General features: G+C 61.9%; 17 protein-coding genes. 5 read left to right on the plus strand and 12 right to left on the minus strand.

The annotated features are described in order from the left end of the window. Window positions 1-37: 37 nt before the first annotated feature. The 3 genes from HBOR_RS11535 to HBOR_RS11545 all read right to left on the minus strand — a co-directional run bounded on the left by HBOR_RS11535 (window position 38) and on the right by HBOR_RS11545 (window position 3,559). Window positions 38-1,249 carry a GAF domain-containing protein gene (locus HBOR_RS11535; protein WP_006056597.1) on the minus strand — a complete coding sequence of 404 codons (1,212 nt, stop codon included), beginning with the start codon at window positions 1,247-1,249 and terminating at the stop codon, window positions 38-40. A gap of 77 nt (window positions 1,250-1,326) precedes the next feature. Next, window positions 1,327-3,132, minus strand: a complete 1,806-nt coding sequence (locus HBOR_RS11540; RefSeq protein ID WP_006056596.1) for a S9 family peptidase — start codon at window positions 3,130-3,132, stop codon at window positions 1,327-1,329. Between the two features lie 163 nt (window positions 3,133-3,295). After that, on the minus strand, window positions 3,296-3,559 hold the full coding sequence (locus HBOR_RS11545) for an MTH865 family protein (protein WP_006056595.1): 264 nt from the start codon (window positions 3,557-3,559) through the stop codon (window positions 3,296-3,298). A 118-nt stretch (window positions 3,560-3,677) separates the two neighbouring features. Here HBOR_RS11545 and HBOR_RS11550 point away from each other — a divergent pair, with 118 nt between their 5' ends. Both HBOR_RS11550 and HBOR_RS11555 read left to right on the plus strand, forming a co-directional pair. Beyond that, a complete protein-coding gene (locus HBOR_RS11550) occupies window positions 3,678-4,733 on the plus strand; it encodes a M42 family metallopeptidase (RefSeq protein ID WP_006056594.1) in 1,056 nt (351 codons plus the stop codon). An 85-nt stretch (window positions 4,734-4,818) separates the two neighbouring features. Then, the gene (locus tag HBOR_RS11555; RefSeq protein WP_006056593.1) at window positions 4,819-5,493 is read left to right on the plus strand and encodes a plastocyanin/azurin family copper-binding protein; all 675 of its coding nucleotides are present in this window, start codon (window positions 4,819-4,821) and stop codon (window positions 5,491-5,493) included. Between the two features lie 114 nt (window positions 5,494-5,607). Here the strand turns inward: HBOR_RS11555 and HBOR_RS11560 are convergent, their stop codons facing one another. From HBOR_RS11560 to HBOR_RS11590, 7 genes are all read right to left on the minus strand, one after another. Beyond that, the gene (locus HBOR_RS11560) at window positions 5,608-6,666 is read right to left on the minus strand and encodes a glycosyltransferase family 4 protein (protein ID WP_006056592.1); all 1,059 of its coding nucleotides are present in this window, start codon (window positions 6,664-6,666) and stop codon (window positions 5,608-5,610) included. 286 nt (window positions 6,667-6,952) lie between these two features. Next, window positions 6,953-7,579: a DUF420 domain-containing protein gene (locus tag HBOR_RS11565; protein ID WP_006056591.1), complete on the minus strand. Its 627-nt coding sequence runs from the start codon at window positions 7,577-7,579 to the stop codon at window positions 6,953-6,955. A 197-nt stretch (window positions 7,580-7,776) separates the two neighbouring features. Beyond that, window positions 7,777-8,823 (minus strand): NAD(P)-dependent glycerol-1-phosphate dehydrogenase, encoded by a 1,047-nt coding sequence (locus tag HBOR_RS11570; RefSeq protein ID WP_006056590.1) that lies wholly within the window; start codon window positions 8,821-8,823, stop codon window positions 7,777-7,779. Between the two features lie 106 nt (window positions 8,824-8,929). Beyond that, window positions 8,930-9,646, minus strand: a complete 717-nt coding sequence (locus tag HBOR_RS11575; RefSeq protein ID WP_174261594.1) for a LysE family translocator — start codon at window positions 9,644-9,646, stop codon at window positions 8,930-8,932. Window positions 9,647-9,741: 95 nt separating this feature from the next. Then, window positions 9,742-10,449, minus strand: a complete 708-nt coding sequence (locus HBOR_RS11580; RefSeq protein ID WP_006056588.1) for a TMEM165/GDT1 family protein — start codon at window positions 10,447-10,449, stop codon at window positions 9,742-9,744. Then, window positions 10,446-11,165, minus strand: coding sequence for a metal-dependent transcriptional regulator (locus HBOR_RS11585; RefSeq protein ID WP_006056587.1), 720 nt, complete (start codon window positions 11,163-11,165; stop codon window positions 10,446-10,448). Before HBOR_RS11585 ends, HBOR_RS11580 begins: the two co-directional genes overlap by 4 nt. A 99-nt stretch (window positions 11,166-11,264) precedes the next feature. After that, entirely contained in the window at window positions 11,265-12,440 is a 1,176-nt protein-coding gene (locus tag HBOR_RS11590) for a threonine synthase (RefSeq protein ID WP_006056586.1), read from the minus strand. A 93-nt stretch (window positions 12,441-12,533) separates the two neighbouring features. Here HBOR_RS11590 and HBOR_RS11595 point away from each other — a divergent pair, with 93 nt between their 5' ends. Next, a complete protein-coding gene (locus HBOR_RS11595; protein ID WP_006056585.1) occupies window positions 12,534-13,811 on the plus strand; it encodes an NAD(P)/FAD-dependent oxidoreductase in 1,278 nt (425 codons plus the stop codon). A 17-nt stretch (window positions 13,812-13,828) separates the two neighbouring features. Here HBOR_RS11595 and HBOR_RS11600 read toward each other — a convergent pair whose 3' ends face one another. Beyond that, the gene (locus tag HBOR_RS11600) at window positions 13,829-14,563 is read right to left on the minus strand and encodes a metallophosphoesterase (protein WP_049890485.1); all 735 of its coding nucleotides are present in this window, start codon (window positions 14,561-14,563) and stop codon (window positions 13,829-13,831) included. A 97-nt stretch (window positions 14,564-14,660) separates the two neighbouring features. Between HBOR_RS11600 and HBOR_RS11605 the strand changes: the two genes are divergently transcribed. Beyond that, window positions 14,661-15,455 (plus strand): DUF7839 domain-containing protein, encoded by a 795-nt coding sequence (locus HBOR_RS11605; protein ID WP_006056583.1) that lies wholly within the window; start codon window positions 14,661-14,663, stop codon window positions 15,453-15,455. Between the two features lie 39 nt (window positions 15,456-15,494). Here HBOR_RS11605 and HBOR_RS11610 read toward each other — a convergent pair whose 3' ends face one another. After that, entirely contained in the window at window positions 15,495-16,103 is a 609-nt protein-coding gene (locus HBOR_RS11610; RefSeq protein ID WP_006056582.1) for a J domain-containing protein, read from the minus strand. A 391-nt stretch (window positions 16,104-16,494) separates the two neighbouring features. On the opposite strand from HBOR_RS11610, the gene ppsA reads away from it, so the two are divergent. Next, complete coding sequence (ppsA, locus tag HBOR_RS11615; protein ID WP_006056581.1) at window positions 16,495-18,792, plus strand: phosphoenolpyruvate synthase; 2,298 nt, start codon at window positions 16,495-16,497, stop codon at window positions 18,790-18,792. Window positions 18,793-18,873 lie beyond the last annotated feature (81 nt).

An 18,873-nucleotide genomic window follows, 5' to 3' on the forward strand; every position in this document is an offset into this window, starting at 1 on the left:
TTCGTTCGCCGCGGCGTGGTTTGACTCTAACGGAAGTTCAGGACAGTTCAACAATCGGGGACGAGTCGTCGGCGTGGGTGTAGACGCCGTAGGCGGAACCGGTGGGACCGCTCGCTGGCACAGGAACGACGGTAAGCTGAAACGCCTCGAACGCTCCCGAGGAAGTCTTACGCTCGACTACCGCTGTGCTGGGGCTTTCAGCACGTAACTGGTCAGAGAACAGACGGCGTTCGGCGTTCGTCGGAAACACTTCTTCGACGAAGACACTGACGTGGTTGCACTGCTTGGGAAATATCCGCTCGTAGGCGTGATTGGTCTCACAGCGAACTCGGTCGCCGGGTGCGGTCACTTCCTCGACTGATACGACCGGAACGGGATGGCTGTCAAAGAAGGCGCGGAGTCGGTCACGCTCCTGTCTGAGCGCCGCCTCCCGGTCGAGTCGAGAGAGCGCCTCAGCGGTATAATCAGCGAGGATTTCGAGGAACTCAGCGTCTCGTTCGTCGAACGCGTTGGGACTGTTGGAGACGACCTGTATCACCCCGTACGGCCCGAACGGGACGCTCACCGTCGAGCGTCGTGCCTCCGAAAAGAGCGTGTCGTCGTCCAGCGCAATGTCATCGACCAGTTGCGTCTTTCCTGTGCGATACGTCCGACCGGCGATGCCTTCGCTGACGTGACAGCTCCGGTAGTCGTCCGGCGCAAGCGTCGAAGCCCGAGGAACGATTCTATCGTCCTCGACGAGCGCCACGGTACAGAATGTAAACGCAAGGGCATCGACGGCGGCGGCAAGCGTCTCCTCACACACCTCAGAGACGGACTCACAACCAGTGATGGCGCTAGCGTGCTCACTCAACGCGGTGAGTTTCGCGTTCGCCTCGACCAGTTCGCTCTCCCGTTGGTCTGCTGCGATAGCGGCTGAGAGACAGTTAAGAAGACGCTCGACGCCCTCGTCCGGTTCGATCACCTTCTCGACGCCGTCGGCACGGCCTTCGCCGTAGACGACGACTGGAACGCCGTTGCTGGCTTCGACGAGCAACTCGACCAGTTCGTCGTCATCGGACAGTACCAACGCACAGTCGATAGTCGGTCCGAGTTCGTGGACGTACTCTCCTGCGGACTGTCCTCTTCGTACGGTGACTTGTGAGCCGAGTGTCTTTTCAATCGGTCCCACAATCTCGGGGTAGCCGCCGCCTGCAGACGAATCTGGGAGAACAACGAGTACACAGCACCATTCCTTCCCACGTGACATGTCTGTCAAGCATACTCTACGCCGGTACTAAGTCGTTTCTCTCGTCACAACAAAACGCGACGGTTGGGAGTCGGGTTCTAGACGTGTTCGTCGAGGAACTCGACGATGGCCTCGTACGCTTCGATTCGATTCTCCAGTTTGGTGAAGCCGTGGCCCTCGTCTTCGAAGATGAGTTCGCGGACGGGGACGTGTTCGCCCGCCTTCTCGACGATCTGATGTGCCTCGCTCACGGGGACGCGCGGGTCGTTTTCGCCGTGGAGGACGAACAACGGCGCGCGAATCTTCTCGATGTTGTTGATCGGCGAGATGGATTCGAGGAACTCGCGGTCGTCTTCGAGTGAGCCGTACTCCGCCTCGCGGAGTTCGCGCCGCCAGTCGCCCGTGTTTTCCAAGAACGTCACGAAGTTAGCGATGCCGACGGTGTCGATGCCGGCGGCCCAGAGATCCGGATACTCCGTCATCGACGCCAGCACCATGAAGCCGCCGTAGGAACCACCCATGGCGACGATTCGGTCCGGGTCCACCGCCGGATGGTCGTGCAACCACTCGACGGCCGCTTCGATGTCCGCTACCGAATCCATCCGGTTCTCTACGTCGTCTAAGTGGCCGTACGCCTTCCCGTACCCTGCCGACCCTCGCACGTTCGGTTCGAAGACCGCGTAGCCGTTGGCGAGGAAGTACTGCTTGACCGCGTTGAATGACGGGCGGCGTTGCGATTCGGGACCGCCGTGGATGTCCACGATAACCGGCGTATCCCCCTCACCCGCGTCGTCGTCAGGCAGCGAGAAGAACGCCGGAATCTCTCGGCCGTCGAACGTCGGGTAGTGAACGAGTTCGGGTTCGACGAACGTATCCCGCGGGATGCCCGCGGTGGCCGCGTGCGTCCACTGCGTGACCTCGCCAGTCTTCGCGTCTACGACGTAGACGTTCGCCGTATCTGAGCTTCTGGAGACGGTGACGGCGAATCGGTCGCCGTCGGGCGAAAAGGAGACCCCGCCCGCGACGCCGCGCGGCAAGTCCGGAACAGCGTACTCGTCGATGCGATCCGGGGCAGTCAGTTCACCGACGGTGAGTTCGGTGTAGCCGTCCACGTTCGTTGAGTAGACGATGCGCCGGGAGTCGTGATCCACAGCCACGCCGTCGATCTCCCACTCGTCGTCTTCAGCCACGAGCGAAAACTCGCCGGACTCGACGTTCACGCGCCAGAGGTCGAGCGTATCGCTGTCGCGGTCGGAGACGAGATAGACGTTCTCACCGTCCGGACCCCACTCTGCGCTCTGGAACCGAACCGTCCCCTCGTGCGGCGTCAGATGCGTCAGTTCTCCGGTCTCTACGTCGAGCACTGACACGTCCTGATCGAAGTTCGAGTACGCCTCCGAGACGACGAGCATGGAGTCGTCCGGCGACCATCCGCCGACTGTCAGCCAGCCGTCGCCCTCGTGGACCATCTCCGCCGCGTCGCCCGTCTCGTCTCGGCCCTGCACGTACACGTCAAACACCGCCTCGTCGCGGCGGTTCGAGGTGAACGCAAACCGGTCGCCGTCGTTACTCCATCCGCCCCAGCGGTGTTTTGCGTCCGGCATCTCGGTGAGATTGCTGATACCACCGGAAATGGGGTCGTAGCGGAGGAGTTGCTGACGTTCGTTGCCGCCTTCGTCCATTCCGAAGACGAGTTCGGGGTTCTCGGGCGACCATGACGCGAACGTGACGCGCTCGTCGTAGAACGTTCGTTGTTCGGGCCACGCCGCCGGACCGTCCAGCGTCCACACTTGCGGGACGCCTGTCGTATCCATGAGAAAGGAGAGTCGCTCCCCATCAGGGCCGAAGGAGGCACCGTATGCGCTACGGATGTTCAGGTATCGCTCGATGTCGTGTGTCGTCATAGAATCGAGTTCCGCCGGAAGTACCGTAATGGTTCGTGTGGCGGAAGGAACGCACTCTGGAGGGAAGGTGACCAAAACAGTCGCTGTCGACCGTGCGATGCGACTCACGGTCGTTCGTCGAAGTCGCACCAAAAGGGGGGTGTTGGAGCGTGAAAACCGGAGCTTAGAGCATCCCTTCAGCCTTCAGCCCCTCGATAACGTCGTCAACGAGGCTTTCGGCGTCGTCGTACGGGAACTCTTGGTGGGAGCCGAGTTTCGCTGCCATCTCCATCGCCGTGAAACTCACTTCGCCGTCGCCAGCCTCGAAACGCGTGCCCGGACCGTTGGGAAGCGCGGGAACGAGGTCCATCTGGTTCTTGACGGGGAATTCTGCGTCACTGAACGCCTCGGTAAACTGCTCGCGGAGTTCCGCCTCTGCGTCTGCCATGCCACTCAATGCACAGAAACACGGCAAAAACGTTCCGGAACCACGATGAACTGGTTGTCAGTTTCCCACGGCCCCCGAGATAGGAGTGTTTTAGTCTCGACTGGCAAAAAATGTCACTATGGCCGAGTATGAGTTCGATTTCGAGTTGCTTCAGGAGTTGACCGAAACCAGCGGTGTGCCGGGGTACGAAGACCGTATCCGCGACATCGTCCGTCGAGAGTTGGAGGCACACACCGACAAGGTACAGACGGATGCAATGGGTAACGTCGTCGGGACAATCGAGGGCACGTCGGACTACTCCGTGGCGGTGGCGGCGCACATGGACGAAATCGGCTTCATGGTTCGTCACGTCACCGACGAGGGGTTCGTCCAGTTGGACGCTCTCGGTGGCTGGGACGCGCGCATCCTGAAAGCCCAACGGGTGCAGATACACACCGGGGCAGGCGACGTGACGGGCGTCATCGGGTCGCCGCCGCCGCACACGCTCTCTGAGGAGCAAAAAGAGAAAGACGACGAAGTGAAAGATCTGTACGTTGACATCGGTCTCGACGCCGAGACGGCCAAAGAGACGGTCAACGTTGGAGACCTCGTGACGATGGAGCAGACCACTGTCGAGATGGGCGACCACGTCACGGGCAAGGCTCTCGACGACCGCATCTGCCTGTTCTCGATTCTGGAAGCCGCAAAGCGCGTCGAAGATCCCGACGTGACCGTCCACTTTGCGGCGACCGTCCAAGAGGAGGTCGGCCTCCGCGGAGCCACCGCACTCGGTGTAGACCTCAATCCGGATCTCGCTATCGCTCTGGACGTGACCGTGGCGAACGACGTGCCCGGCTTTGACGCGGGCGACCACGTCACCGAACTTGGTGCGGGGACCGCGATCAAACTGAAAGACGGGAGTGTCATTACGAACCCGAAGGTGCATCGCCGCCTCCGCGACGTGGCCGAGTCCGAAGGTGTCGAATACCAGTATGAGGTCCTCCCCGCGGGCGGGACGGATACGGCTGGGTTTCAGAACACGCACGGCGCGAAGCCGGTCGGTGCGATCTCCATCCCGACTCGGTACCTCCACACCGTAACCGAGAGCGCGCACGTGGCTGACGTAGACGCCACTATCGACCTCCTCGCGGCGTTCCTCGATACGGAGACCGGCGAGCACGATTACACGCTCTAACCGCGCCGCGTCTATCGGTTCTCGGGCGGCGCGGGCTGAACTGGAAACCAAAGTATTCACTACAGCGGACACCCAACCGCCGAACATGACTGACGGCAACGCGGAGATGTCCCGTCGTGCCTTCCTCACGACTGCGGCAGGGACTGCGGCAGTCGCGGGCGCGACCGGGGCCGCCGCGGCGCAGGAGACGGGGACGGGTACCAGTACCGGTAACAGCACTGCGGCGGGCAACAGTACCGCAACGGGCAACAGCACCGCAACGGGTACTCCCACGGGTACCAGCGGTGAGTCCGGTAGCGGTGGCGGTGGCGGTGGTGGCGGCGCCACAAAGACCGTTACCGTCGGCCCGGACGGTGATCTCGTGTTCTCACCGGGAACCAACGAAGCGCTTCAGGTCACGCCCGGAACGACGGTGAAGTTCGTCTGGGAGTCTGACAACCACAACATCGTCGTCGATAGTCAACCCGACGGCGCGAGTTGGAAGGGACACGAATCCATCGAGAACTCCGGCTTTACCTACAAGCACACGTTCGAGACGCTCGGTGAGTACGAGTACTTCTGCCAACCGCACAAATCCGCAGGCATGGTCGGCACCATCGAAGTCGTCGAATCGATCTCGACGCCCGAACCCGCAAACGTTCCGTCGGTGCCGGACTCCGCGAAGACGCTCGGTATCGCTACGACGTTCGCGATGGTTTCGACGCTCGGACTGGCGTTCTTCTTCCTGAAGTACGGCGGCGACTACGAGATCGAAGAATAGTCGGTTCGCATCTTTTTTCGGGTTCCGTTCGCGGAGACGACAGAGAGCTGTTTGCTCACACGTTCGTAATCTCGTCGTATCTCACCGTCAGACCCGAGTTGAGCCACGGTCCGCTCAGAACCAGCCGTAGTCCTCGATGGCGTCCGCGTAGATATCCTCGTAGCGTCGGAGTACGTCATCGTGATCGAACGATGCGAACTCCTCGTTGATCGACTCTTGGGAGTACCCCGCGGCGGCCGAAATCTCGTCTGCGAGTTCCTGGGGACTCGTGACGCGCGCGCCGCGGTCACAGTTGACGACGAGTTCGTGCGCGCTGGAGCGTGCCTGATATTCGACGATGCCGACGCATCCTGAGGCAAGCGCCCAGAGCAGGTCGTTGGCGAACGGTTCGACGGCGGCGGTCTGCGCGAAGACGTGCGCGCCCTTCATGATGGGAACGAACTCTTCGGGCGGTAACTCTCCGAGGAACTCCACCCGGTCGTCGATGCGGAGGTCCGCGGCCGTCTGTTCGGCCTCGGCGCGTTCCGGCCCGTCGCCGATGACGGCCGCCCGCCAGTCTTTGTCGCGGAGTTCCGCGAGTGCGAGGAAGAACGACTCGACGTTGGCGTACTGGTCGAGGTGCCGCGAGTAGAGAATGTCCGCCCTGTCGTCGGCCTCGGCCTCGCGCACCAACTCGAAGTCGATCGATTCGGGAACGACGCGGACCGCCTCCTCGGACGCGCCGTACTCTCGAACGTCGGTCTTGACCATCTGCGAGGGAGCGATAACGCGTTTCGGCCCGCGGGCCGCGCGCTTGCACGCACTGCTTGAGTCGCCCTCGCGTTCGGCCCACCAATCAACGACGACCGGAACGCGGAGAAAGCGCGCCGCCGTCTTCGCGCCGGTCACTTGCGTCGGCGGACTGTTCGTCGCGTGAATCACGTCCGGCTTGACGCGGCGAAGTGCGAACGGTACCTTGGAGGCGAACTTCGGCGCAGACGGCGTCTCTGTGACGCGAATGTAGTTTACGTCGTTCTGCTCGAACTCGGGAACTTCACCCTCCCACCACTGCGCGCAGAGGACGGACACGTCGTGGCCGCTCGCGGCGAGGCGTTCTGACACCCGTCGCATCCGTCTCGTGGCACCGTCTGCTCGGAGTTGTTCGGTGTACATCGAGACGAACGCGATTCGCATACGCATCGGCTTGCGACCGGACGATAAAAATCCTCAACATTTGCTCGTCCGACAAGGTGAACAGAGTCGGAAAATTTCGGGTCGAAACGGCTGATCGACAGCGAAAGATGTCATTTGTTTCAAGTAAAAGCGCGGTCAAGTCGTACAATCTCGAATCTGTCTCATTACGTTCGTTCTCACCGTCGGACTCCCCGGGGTGACACGAGCGAGTTGGATTGACCTCCTCCCGCGCCTAAAGACGCGGGTATGCGCTCGCACTATGCACCAGAACTCGTGAACGCCCAGACTATAACGGCGCAGCAACGAGTGCGGCCGCCGCCGACGCGCTGTACTCCCAACTGAAGACGTGGTTGAGAAGCAAGTAAGTGATGACGCCGAGGCTCAACGAGAGTAACCACGAGCCAGCAGCGAGACGACCCACTTTCAGGTGCGGCGTCTCGCGGCGGAGTTCTGTCGGCGAGTGCGTGAGACCGAGGACGAGCGCGTACAGCACCACCGGCACCGCGACGATAGAGAGGATGATGTGTATCGCCAGCATCGCCAAGTAGGGGTAGTACGCGAACCACGGGGCGACCATCTTCTTCGTGCCACCCCCGCCGATTTTGGCGAGGTACATCACGAGGAAGACGAGGATGAGGGCGAACGACGTGACCATCGCAGTAGCGTGCTTTTTCACTTCGTCACGGCGGATCCAGCGCCATCCGGCGGCGATGACGATGACGTTCACCGCATTGACGGCGGCGATAGCGTCCGAAAGCAGATTCACCTGTGAGAGCGAGAGTTCCGGGAACACCGATCCCGGGACGAAACCGAGGAACGTCCCGATAACGAGGGCGTAGCCGACGATTGAGAGAACCACGGTGGCGGCTAACGGATGCTCTTTCAGCGGGTTATCGGCGCTCGCAGTTGCCATAGCGGTCTTTCGGAAGCTCCCGTCTTCCCTCTTCGGATTCAGGACGCGGATTCGGGATTCGGACGCGGTGGCAGTACGGTACCGACTCCGTCCTGTATGCGAGTGAGACAGAAGTCCGAATCTCGTGAGATGATGTTGGGCCAGCCATTTTGTGACGAGTGGTGTGCCGGCGACGCACCGAGTGTGCAAACGGTGGATTAGATGACGCCGGTGAACGTCGCCGCCTCGCGGGCGGCCTCCTCGCTCACACCGTCGCCGAGGATGGTGTATCGGTCACGAATCGTGTGTGCCGTCGTGAGCGCTTCCAGTACCGTCTCGGCGTCGATTCCGAGTTCAGCTGCTGTCGTCGGGGCACCAACCTCGTCGAGTGCGTTGCGGATGTCGCGCCACTCGCCTTTCTCACCGCTGTGGAGGTACTCGATGACGATCGAGCCGACCCCAACTTGGTGACCGTGGAGGGCGCGTCCGGGTACGAGTCGGTCGAGTTGGTGGCTGAACAGATGTTCTGCGCCCGAGGCGGGCCGGGAGCTGTCGGCGATGGACATCGCCACGCCCGAGGAGAGGAGCGCTTTCACGACGACCCACGCAGACTCTTCGAGATTGGGTTTGATCGATTCGGCGTTGTCCACGAGCATCTCCGCAGTCATCTGCGAGAGCGCGCCAGCGTACTCGGAATATTCGGCATTCTTCAATCGGTGTGCGAGTTGCCAGTCTTTCACCGCGGTGTAGTTCGAGATGATGTCGGCACAGCCCGCGGTGGTGAGTTCCCACGGAGCCTCCGCGAGGATAGTCGTGTCGGCGACGACGGCTAACGGCGGGTCGGCGGCGACGGAGTGGCGCGTATCTCCCTCAGGAATCGATGACCGGCCCGAGACGATACCATCGTGACTCGCCGCCGTCGGGACGGAGACGAAGCCACAGTCGAGGCTGTCGGAGGCCATCTTCGCGGTGTCGATGACCTTCCCACCGCCGAGAGCGATCAGATAGCCCGCGTCGGCCGCCTCCGCGGCATCGACGACGCGTTCGACCGACTCGAAACTCGCCGTCTCGATGGTGACGGAAGCGATATCGTCGAACTGCGTGCGCACCGCGTCGCCCGCGATGTCGTTCGGGGTCGGACTCGTAACCAAGAACGGCCGTCCCGTCAGGTAGAGTTCGTCCACCGCATCGGCGAGTTCGTCGACGACGCCGTGTCCCATGAGGACATTCCGCGGGAGCTGAATCCACGTCGACTTATCGAACATAGTCGAATCTCCCGTCCGCCGGGTGAAAGGGTTAGTGTTTCAGCGTCCAGAGTGCGGTTAGACCTGTTTGTCTGCGGTCATCTCGGGTGAGAGAGTCATCGGCGGTTCAGAACGGGACGAACGTGTTGACCGCCCGCGAGAGAAACATCAGCCCGAACCCTGCGAGAACGAGTGCGCTGCCACCGGCTACGACGGGGGCCAGTTTGTTCACGCGGCGTTCGGCACCGACGAGTGCTGCCGGGAAACCCGACGCCCAAATGAGAATGCCACCGAAGAAGCCGATAACGAGCGACGGCGACCCGGTCTGGACGACGAGAGTGCCAGTCAGCGATGCGCCGACGTACGGTATCTCCGCCAGAACATCCAGCGTTCCCGGATCTAACATCTTCACACCGATGGTGATCCAGAACAGAATCTGGTAGGGGTTCGTGAGCGCGAGCACGAACGCCTTCGTGAACCCGGTCCCTGTCGGTCGCTCACTCGGATTATTTGGCTGATCAGTCGGATCGTTTGATTGCTCACCCGGATCGTTTGGTCGGTCAGACGAGTCGTCGGGTTGGAACGAGGACTGTGCGTCCTGTACGGCACCGTAGGCGAAGTACAGCAGTAGCACGCCGCCGACACCCATCATGACGGCGTGGAGCGTGGGGGACCCTTGGAGGAACGTCACGACACCGAGCGCCGCGAGGACGAAGAAGATAGCGTCAGCACTCATCGCACCAAGACCGGCTTTGAACCCTGCAAGCCAGCCGTGAATGACGCTCTCTTCGGCGATGATCGCGTTCATCGGTCCGGGTGGGGCAGCTAAGGCGAGTCCGAAGATACTGCCCACGAGGAGGGTGACGACGATACTAAGCACGTACAGTCAGCGGAACGAGAAGCGGATAAATCAACCGAAAGGAGTCACTCACGCCGGAACTACGCCACGCCGAGACCGGCAGCAACCGCTTTGACGGCCGACTCCCAGACGGAGACGTTCATCGTCATCTGCAACACCGTGTCGAGGCCGAAAAAGCAGAACAGCGCGGCCGAGAGCAGGTGTACCTTCCGCATATCGAATCGATGCGAGAACTTGTGGAACAGATACGCGTTGGCGAGGCTCACGGGGATGATAGCGAGCATCTCTCCGAACCAGATGGCCGAGGTGGCCCCGTAGTCGATTGCCAGTCCGATAGTGACCATCTGCGTCTTGTCACCGAACTCTCCGGCAGCCATCATCACGAAGATGGGGATGAACCCACCGAACGACCCCGAAAGACGGGTGAGTGGACCGGGCAAGTCCGCCTGATCCGCCGGATCTGCGAACCCGCCGTCCGTCTCGGTGGCGGACTGATGGGATGGTTCGTTCGAGTCGGGTGCCGACCGGTAGAGAAGGACGGCGAACGTCAGGAACAACGCCGCAGTGATCGCGTTGAGAGCGATGGGTGGCAAAGCCGACCGAATCGCCTGTCCGAACAGAATCTCCAGCGCGGTCCACCCGGCAAACGCTGATCCCGCCGCGGCGACGACGACGAGGGGGTTGTACCGCGTCGAGAGGCCGGCGATGATGAACTGCACCTTCTCGCCCGGGAGTACCGCCAACTGGTAGACGAACGCGATGACCAGAATTTCGAGATAGCCGGTCACGTCGATGCCTCGCCGTTCTCACCGTTCGCTTCGTCGTTCGCACCGTCGGCGTCCTCGTCAACCGGTTTGACGCGAATCGAGGCCGCAACTGACTCGGGAAGGCTCTGTTCGCCGTCGTCCTCGGTCCGGACGGTGACCATACCGAACGGGGCCACGTCAACGACTTCGAGTTTGGTCCCCGGTGTGACACCGGCATCAGCGAGATACTCTAATTCCTCCTCGTCTCGGTCGCTGACGCGCGTCACGACCACGTGATCGCCGACAGGGTGGTCACTCAGTGTCTCCGTGTCGTCGTATTCGAGGGGCGTGAGATCGGCCGAGGGAATCGGGTCACCGTGCGGATCCACCGTCGGATTCCCGAGCGCTTCCGCAACGCGGCGCTCGAACTCTTCGCTGATGTGGTGTTCGAGTGCGTCCGCTTCGTCGTGGACTTCGCTCCACGAGTAGTCGAGATGTTCCGCGAGATAGGCTTCGAGGAGGCGATGGTGACGAAGCACTTCCAGTGCCACCGTCTCGCCCTCCTCGGTCAACTCGACGCCCTTGTATTTCTCGCGGTTCACGAGTCCGCGCTCTTCGAGCTTCCCGAGCATGCTCGTCACCGTCGGCGGCGTCTTGCCGAGATACTCCGCAATGGCAGAAGTAGAGACGGGTGGGCCGGATGTCGCCTGAATCTGATAGATGGCCTTCAAGTAGTCCTCCATCACGTCGCTCAACATATTCCGAATTAGACGAGTCTAAAAGAAAAACCTACTGGGAAGAATCGCGCCCGCTATCGCGTGAAAACCGCGGGTTCGATTCAGATTCCCTGACGGGGATTAGATACCCTGTCCCATCAGGTGGCTTCTGAGAATATCTGCCGTCTTCGTACCGGATTCAGTGTTCACGACGACGACATCGTCGGTTTCGCCCACGACGCCGTCTTCTGCGAGTTGCCACGCGGCGGCCATCGCCGCACCACCGGCAGTGCCGACTTCGACGCCGGCGGTCTGTGCGGCGACGACGGCGCTCTCGAGAATGTCTTCATCGTCGATTGCGAGGATGTCACCGTCCGTTTGTTCAACGGCGTGGACGGCCGCGGCCCCACCTTTCGGATCGGGAATCTCCAGTTCGCCGACGATAGTGTCGGGGTGTTCCCACGGTTCTACGTCGCGTTCGCCGCGTTCGTGAGCGGCGTATATCGGCGCGCAGCCGGACGCTTGGGCCGCGTAGATCGATGGAGGCTCGTCTATAAGGCCGAGTTCGCGGAGTTGGCGGAAGCCGTTTGCGACGCCAGTGACGACTTCACCCGTACTCGTCGGAACGATGACAGCGTCCGGGACGGACCAGTCGAGTGACTCAGCCACCTCGAACGCGAGCGTCTTGATACCGTCGTGGCGGTAGGGGTTGTCGAACTCCTGCAGGGTGAACCAATCAGACTGCAGTTGCTCGTGGAGTCCGTCCTCGGCGTCAGGGTACCGGCCGCCGACGACGCGCATCTCGCCGCCGTGGACGTTCACCATCGCCTTGTTCGAGAACGGCGCGCGCGAGGGGACGAACGCATACGACCGAAGGTCGGCCATGCTGGCGTACGACGCCGCCGACTGGCCCGCGTTACCCGCCGAGGCGAGGGCGACCAGTTCCGCATCCGCTTCGCGTGCGGCCGTGACGGCAGGCGAGAGCCCTCTGTCGAGGACCGTCCCGGTCGGATTCCGGCCCTCGTCTTTGATCGAGAGCGACTTGATGCCGAGTTCGGCGGCGAGTTCGGCGGATGCTACGAGTGGCGTCCCACCCTCGTTCGCCGTGAGAGGCGAAGAGAAGGGCAGGAGGTCGGCATAGCGCCACATCGTGTCCGTCGGGCGGTCGGCGAGTCCGCCGTCGGCCCAGTCTACGGCGTCGAGGTCGTAGACCGGAGTCAAATGCACACCGGCGTCGCTTTCGCCCGTCGTACTCGCGTCGTATCGCTCGCCCGTCTCGGCGCACTTCAATCCGAGGAACGCCTCGCGTGTCTCCATATCCGATGGTTCGAGGCGACCAACTAATCCCTAGCCATTCGTCGCTGTCCGCGACCACCCGGCTCTTTGTGTTCGCCGGACCACGGCGGGGATATGGACGGAGAAACTGTTGTCGTCGCCGGCGCGGGCCTTGCGGGGCTTGTCGCGGCGCGGCACTTGGCTGACGCTGGCGCGGACGTGACCGTGTTCGAGCGACGGCCCGAAGTCGGCGGTCGGGTCCGGACGCAAAAACGAGACGGCTTTACCTTCGACAGAGGATTTCAGGTCCTCTTTACCAAGTATCCCGCTGTTCGACGTGAACTCGACCTGTCGGCACTCGACGTGCGCTACTTCGCTCCCGGCGCAGTCATCGCTCGACCCGGCCAACGGTCAACGCTCTCGGATCCGATACGAGACCCGCGTGCCACGGTCGCATCACTGCAAAACGACGAGGTGACGACGACCGACAAACTCCGGACGCTGGCGCTTCGCCAACACGTCGGGTCGATGACGGAGAACGAAATTTTCGGGAGCGAAGACGACAGCATCCGCGACTACCTGCGTGAGTGGGGATTCTCCGAAGACTATATCGAACACTTCGTCGCACCGTTCTACGGCGGAATTACGCTTGACCGGTCGCTCTCGACCTCAAAGCGCGTTTTCGAGTACACGTTCAAGATGCTGAGCGAGGGGTCAATCGGCGTTCCCGCCGGCGGGATGCAGGCGGTCCCCGAACAGTTGGCCGCGAACGCCCGCAAGGCAGGGGCGAGGATCGTCACCGAATCTGGCGTCGAACACATCGACGACAACGGTGACAGCGCCACAATCACCACGGTCGAAGAAACGGTAGATGCTGACTTCGTCGTCGTCGCCACCGACCCGAAGGAGGCGCGACGGCTGACCGACGTGAATCAGATTCCGACGAACGCACGCAGTTGCGTCACACAATCCTACCGGCTTCCCAAGGGGACGAAACTGGAAACGCGAAAGAAACTACTCCTCAATGCGGCCGATGACGCTCCGAACACCGTCGTCCCGATGAGCGAAGTCGCACCCGAGTACGCGCCCGACGACGCCGAACTCGTGAACGCGACGTTCCTCGGTACGTCGGCACTAGACCGCGATGCCTCCGAGTTGGCCGAGATGACGCGCAAGACGCTCGAATCGTGGTATCCCGACCGCATGTTCGACGGACTCGAACCGATTCACACCGACCGCATCGAGTTCGCACAGTTCGACCAACCACCGGGCGTGCATGACGCGCTTCCGACCAACCGCGAACCCGGCGGGCGGACGTATCTCGCTGGTGACTTCACCGCGTGGTCGTCGATTCAAGGCGCGATGCAAAGCGGACGGAACGCCGCCGAAGCGGTTCGGTCGGACGCTGAGTAAGCGGCGTCTTGCTGCGGTCATAACAGCCGGCGAAACTCGCCCAATGGCGGAAATGAGAGCGTATCGTCGGCGTCTTCGTCGTAGACAATCGGTCGAAAGTCGTCCACGTCGGAGACCAGCGGTGACCGCGTGTCGTCTGCGTCCATGCCGTTGACTGGGACACCCGCGGCGAGACGAGTGAACGCCGGGAGAATGAGAACGTCGCTCCCGCGGTAGACTGATTCACCGTAGAGATAGCATGGACGGCGCCGACCCTCGATAGTGATCGCCGGATGTACGTGGCCAATGACGTACAACGACGCGTCTGTCTCGGATGTCGCGCTGGATTCAACCTCGGATTCAGCCGCGGGTGCAGCGTGGCCGTGACAGACGACGACGCTGGGACTCTCAGCGATGACGTACTGGTCAAACACCTTCCCGTCCCACGCCGACTCCAGTACGGTGTCGTGGTTCCCGCGGACGAGTATCGGTTTGACGCCCGCGTTCCGGCAGACGCCCACGAGTTCATCAAGTCCCGATTCGGCGGCAGTTGTGGCGGTGTCGAAGCGATGGAGAACGTCGCCCGCGAACACCACCTCGGCGGGGTCGAATGCTTCGACCAGTGCAGAGAGGCGGTCCCGCAAATCCGACCGCTCACCGAGAGGAAACGCCACGTCGGACGCTTCGGCGCGGCCGACATGAAGGTCCGAGACGACGAGCGTCTCGGCGAACGGAAGGAACGCCGCTCGGTCGCGGTAACGCACGTCGTACACGGGCGAAAAAACGGGCCGAACGAGCAAAGCGATGGCGTTCGCAGACCACGGAGACGTGCCGGGGGGATTTTTCATCGTGCGTTGCCTCCGTCAGCGTATGAGCGGTGCCCTCGAAGACAAACGGACGGCGACGCGCCTCCGCATCCTCGTCGAAATCGCCAACCGACAACCGGCGGTGAGCCAAGGCGAAGTCGCCGAGGCGGTGGGCGTGACGAGTCAGGCGGTCAGCGAGTACACGAGGCAACTCGTCGAGGACGGCTACGTCGAAAAGGAAGGACGCTCGCGGTATCACGTCACCAAAGAGGGCGTCGATTGGCTGTTTCAGGAGGCCAAAGACCTCCGGCGCTTCGCCGACCACGTTACCGATGACGTGCTGGAGAACGTCCAAGAGGACGCGGCGATTGCAACCGAGGAGTTGTCGTCAGGCGAAACGGTGACGCTCACAGTCCGCGATGGGCTCTTGCACGCGACACCCGGCGAAAGCGGCCCGGCAACCGGCGTAGCGACGACGGATGCCGAGAAAGGCGAAGACGTGAGCATCACCGGATTCGAGGGTATCATCGAAATCGACCCCGGAAGCGTCACCGTCGTCCAAGTGCCGCCCACGCGGTCCGGCGGCAGTCGCGCCGTGGACCTTGAGACGCTCGCGGAGATGTGCGACGACGCGGACGTGGTCGCCGCGACAGGCATCGAAGCGATTGTCTCACTTCGAAAGGCGGACGTTGAGATGGAAACCTCGTGGGCGGCTGGCGACGTCGCAGAGGCGGCCGCGGCGCGCGGACTCTCGGCTATCGTCGTTGTAACGACAGACCTCGTGGGACGCGTGACCGACGTTCTCCGCGACGGAGACGTTCTCTACGAAGTGACCGAAGCGGCGCGCATCGCGGAATAGCAGGACGGTTATGGGCGTGTTACGGGGTAAAAAGACAGCTCACGAAGCGATTGCGCGCTCTGCGTGTTCTTTTGCCGTCGCGTACGCCTCCTGTAATCGCTGAAACTCAGCCTGTGATCCACCGTGGTCGGGGTGTGCGGTCTTTACTTTGTCCCGATATGCAACTTTGACCTCTGCCGGACTGGCAGTTCTTGGGAGGTCGAGATGATCGAACGCGGCTGTTACAGGGTCATCTGGTTTCGGGCGTGCGTGTCCGAATTCGGGGACCTCGAACGGGAGACGACGACCCAGCGCGCGAGCAGGCATCTCGTGTTCGCAGAGTACCGTGTACGTCCCGGCGCATTCGAGACGGAAGTACGCCTGCGCGTCGAAGGTGACAGCGACATCTCGACTGGGGAGGTAGAACTCGACCGTTTCGCCGTGAATTGGGTGATCCTCTGCGAAGGGTTCGTTTATCTGGCGGAGATAGTTTCGGATCTCCATTCGGCGGCGGGCAGCACCGTCGATAGCGCCCCGAGAAACCGGCTCATCGGGGAACAGGCGGCCGCCAACGACGAACACTCCAGCGACGACTACCGAGGCGAGGAGGCCCCCGGCAATCCCGAAGACGAGCCACGCCGGAATCAGCGAAACCCAATCGGGAAGCACAACTAAATGCAGGTGTTCCGACGTAAAGAACCTCTCGCCGACAGGGTAATCGAAGCCTCGTTAACAGGATAATCGGAACCCATTCGCTGTGTCATCTAGTCGGCAAGCAAAACGGTGACCGATGGATCGAGAGAGGCAAATCGAGACGCACGTAGTTGATTCCGACGCAACGGAGATTCTGTGTCCACGAAACAGCAATACGTCCCGACAAACCACAGTACATGACTCCTTAAACCAGCAAATATGTCTGCATAATTGGCAGCCGGAAGTGGTATAATTGGGGAAGAACGGTTCCGGCGAAAATTACGTACTCGAAGCCGAGTATTGTATTATTCACACTGGTGTTGTTCGGAAAGTACTTATGAGGGCTTACAATCATTGACAAACGCTAATGGCTGTAGTTTGGCTGGACGACGTACGCGCCGACGACTTGGGCACAGTCGGCGGGAAAGGTGCCTCACTCGGCGAACTTACCTCTGCGGGCCTCCCCGTCCCGACGGGGTTCGTCGTGACCGCCGGAACGTACCGTTCGTTCATCGAGGACGCGGGTATTGACGAGGAACTTTTCGACGCCGTTGACGTGGACCACGAGGACTCCGCGGCGTTGAAGGAAGCGCACGAACGGGCGCACGAACTCATCATGGAGACACCGGTACCGGAATCCGTCGGCGAGGAGATCCTCGCCGCCTACGACGAGGTCGGCGAGAGCGACGACGAGGCGTTCGTCGCTGTTCGGTCCTCCGCGACGGCCGAGGACCTCCCGGACGCGTCGTTTGCCGGGCAACAAGAGACGTTCCTGAACGTCCAGAAGGACGACCTCATTCACCGGGTCAAAGAGTGCTGGGCGTCGCTGTTCTCTCAGCGAGCCATCTACTACCGGAACCGAAAGGGCTTCCCGCACCACGAAGTCGATATCGCCGTCGTCGTCCAGGAGATGGTGGATGCCGAGAAATCCGGTGTGATGTTCACCTCACACCCCTCGACGGGTGAGCCGCGGATCATCATCGAAGCGGCGTGGGGTCTCGGAGAGGCTGTCGTCTCCGGATCGGTCTCGCCCGACAACTACGTCGTGGACCGAGACTCCGGTGAAGTCGAGACGGCCACCGTCGCCGACAAGAAAGTGATGATGGTCAAGGACTCGGAGACGGGTGAGACGGTCGAACGCGACGTGGAAGACGACAAGCGCAGTGCGCGCGTTCTCGACGAAGACGAAATCGCGCGGCTGGTCGAACTCGGCGAACGCGTCGAAGACCACTACGGCGAACCACAGGACGTGGAGTGGGCTATCTACGAAGACGACGTATACATGCTCCAGTCGCGGCCCATCACGACCATCTCGGACGACGAGAAGGACGCAGCCACCCAAGAGGCAGCAGGCGATGGTGGAGCAGAGAGCGGACAGATGGCGGCGAAATCTGGCGATATGCTGCTCCGCGGACTCGGTGCAAGTCCGGGTATTGCCGCCGGAAACGCCCGTATCGTCACCAAACTCGACCACCTCGACCAAGTTTCGGACGGCGACATCATCGTCACCGAGATGACGATGCCGGACATGGTGCCCGCGATGAAGCGCGCGTCAGGTATCGTCACCGACGAAGGTGGGATGACCTCGCACGCAGCCATCGTCTCGCGTGAACTCGGCGTCCCCGCCGTGGTCGGCACGGGATCGGCCACGCGCGAAATCGAAGAAGGACAGCCAATCACCATCGACGGCGACAAGGGGACCGTCAGCGAGGGAGCCGAACTGAAAGAAGAGCAACGCGAACCCATCGAGGAGGCGCGGCCGAAGACGCCCGTCAAACCGATGACGGCCACGGAAGTGAAGGTGAACGTCTCCATCCCCGAGGCCGCAGAACGCGCCGCCGCGACAGGTGCGGACGGCGTCGGCTTGCTCCGCATCGAACATATGGTGCTGTCGCTGGGCAAGACACCCGATAAGTACATCGCAGACAACGGCGAACGCGCCTACGTCGAAGAACTCGTCGAGGGCATCCGCGGCGTCGCAGAGGAGTTCTACCCGCGTCCGGTCCGCGTGCGCTCGCTCGACGCGCCAACGGACGAATTCCGCCAGTTGGAAGGCGGAGAGGACGAACCGCGCGAACACAACCCGATGCTCGGCTACCGCGGTATCCGCCGCAGCCTCGACAAACCAGAGCTGTTCAAGCACGAACTGGAGGCGTTCCGTCGCCTGTTCGAGATGGGGTACGACAACGTCGAGATGATGTTCCCCCTCGTCAACGACGCCGAGGACGTGCTGCGGACGAAAGAACTGATGCAAGGGGCCGGGATCGACCCCGAAAAGCGCGAGTGGGGCGTGATGATCGAGACGCCCGCATCCGCGCTCAGCGTCGAGGAGATGGCCGACGCGGGCCTAGACTTCGTCTCCTTCGGGACGAACGACCTGACACAGTACACCCTCGCCGTAGACCGGAACAACGAGAACGTCGCCGGTCGGTTCGACGAACTCCACCCCGCCGTGTTGAAACTCATCGGCGATACCATCGAGACGTGCCGCGAAGTCGGTGTGAAGACGAGTATCTGCGGGCAGGCGGCATCGAAGCCGCAGATGGTCCAGTTCCTCGTCAACGAAGGTATCTCCTCGATTTCCGCGAACATCGACGCCGTGCGCGACGTCCAGCACGAGGTCAAGCGAGTCGAACAGCGACTCATCCTCGACGACGTTCGCTGACGACGCGGACGAGACCATCTCGCGGCGGTGCGTAACCCGCCGCGGGCGCTCGCGGTTTCGCGGTCAGATTCGATCCCGCGA

Origin of the sequence: Halogeometricum borinquense DSM 11551 (assembly GCF_000172995.2) — an archaeon.
Lineage (GTDB): Archaea > Halobacteriota > Halobacteria > Halobacteriales > Haloferacaceae > Halogeometricum > Halogeometricum borinquense.

Coding starts and splice junctions, on each gene's coding strand:
- HBOR_RS11605 (WP_006056583.1), top strand. CDS start 14,661: ATGAGCGGTGCCCTCGAAGACAAACGGACGGCGACGCGCCTCCGCATC.
- HBOR_RS11545 (WP_006056595.1), bottom strand. CDS start 3,559: ATGGCAGACGCAGAGGCGGAACTCCGCGAGCAGTTTACCGAGGCGTTC.
- ppsA (WP_006056581.1), top strand. CDS start 16,495: ATGGCTGTAGTTTGGCTGGACGACGTACGCGCCGACGACTTGGGCACA.
- HBOR_RS11570 (WP_006056590.1), bottom strand. CDS start 8,823: ATGTTCGATAAGTCGACGTGGATTCAGCTCCCGCGGAATGTCCTCATG.
- HBOR_RS11550 (WP_006056594.1), top strand. CDS start 3,678: ATGGCCGAGTATGAGTTCGATTTCGAGTTGCTTCAGGAGTTGACCGAA.
- HBOR_RS11540 (WP_006056596.1), bottom strand. CDS start 3,132: ATGACGACACACGACATCGAGCGATACCTGAACATCCGTAGCGCATAC.
- HBOR_RS11590 (WP_006056586.1), bottom strand. CDS start 12,440: ATGGAGACACGCGAGGCGTTCCTCGGATTGAAGTGCGCCGAGACGGGC.
- HBOR_RS11560 (WP_006056592.1), bottom strand. CDS start 6,666: ATGCGAATCGCGTTCGTCTCGATGTACACCGAACAACTCCGAGCAGAC.
- HBOR_RS11535 (WP_006056597.1), bottom strand. CDS start 1,249: ATGTCACGTGGGAAGGAATGGTGCTGTGTACTCGTTGTTCTCCCAGAT.
- HBOR_RS11595 (WP_006056585.1), top strand. CDS start 12,534: ATGGACGGAGAAACTGTTGTCGTCGCCGGCGCGGGCCTTGCGGGGCTT.
- HBOR_RS11585 (WP_006056587.1), bottom strand. CDS start 11,165: ATGTTGAGCGACGTGATGGAGGACTACTTGAAGGCCATCTATCAGATT.
- HBOR_RS11565 (WP_006056591.1), bottom strand. CDS start 7,579: ATGGCAACTGCGAGCGCCGATAACCCGCTGAAAGAGCATCCGTTAGCC.
- HBOR_RS11555 (WP_006056593.1), top strand. CDS start 4,819: ATGACTGACGGCAACGCGGAGATGTCCCGTCGTGCCTTCCTCACGACT.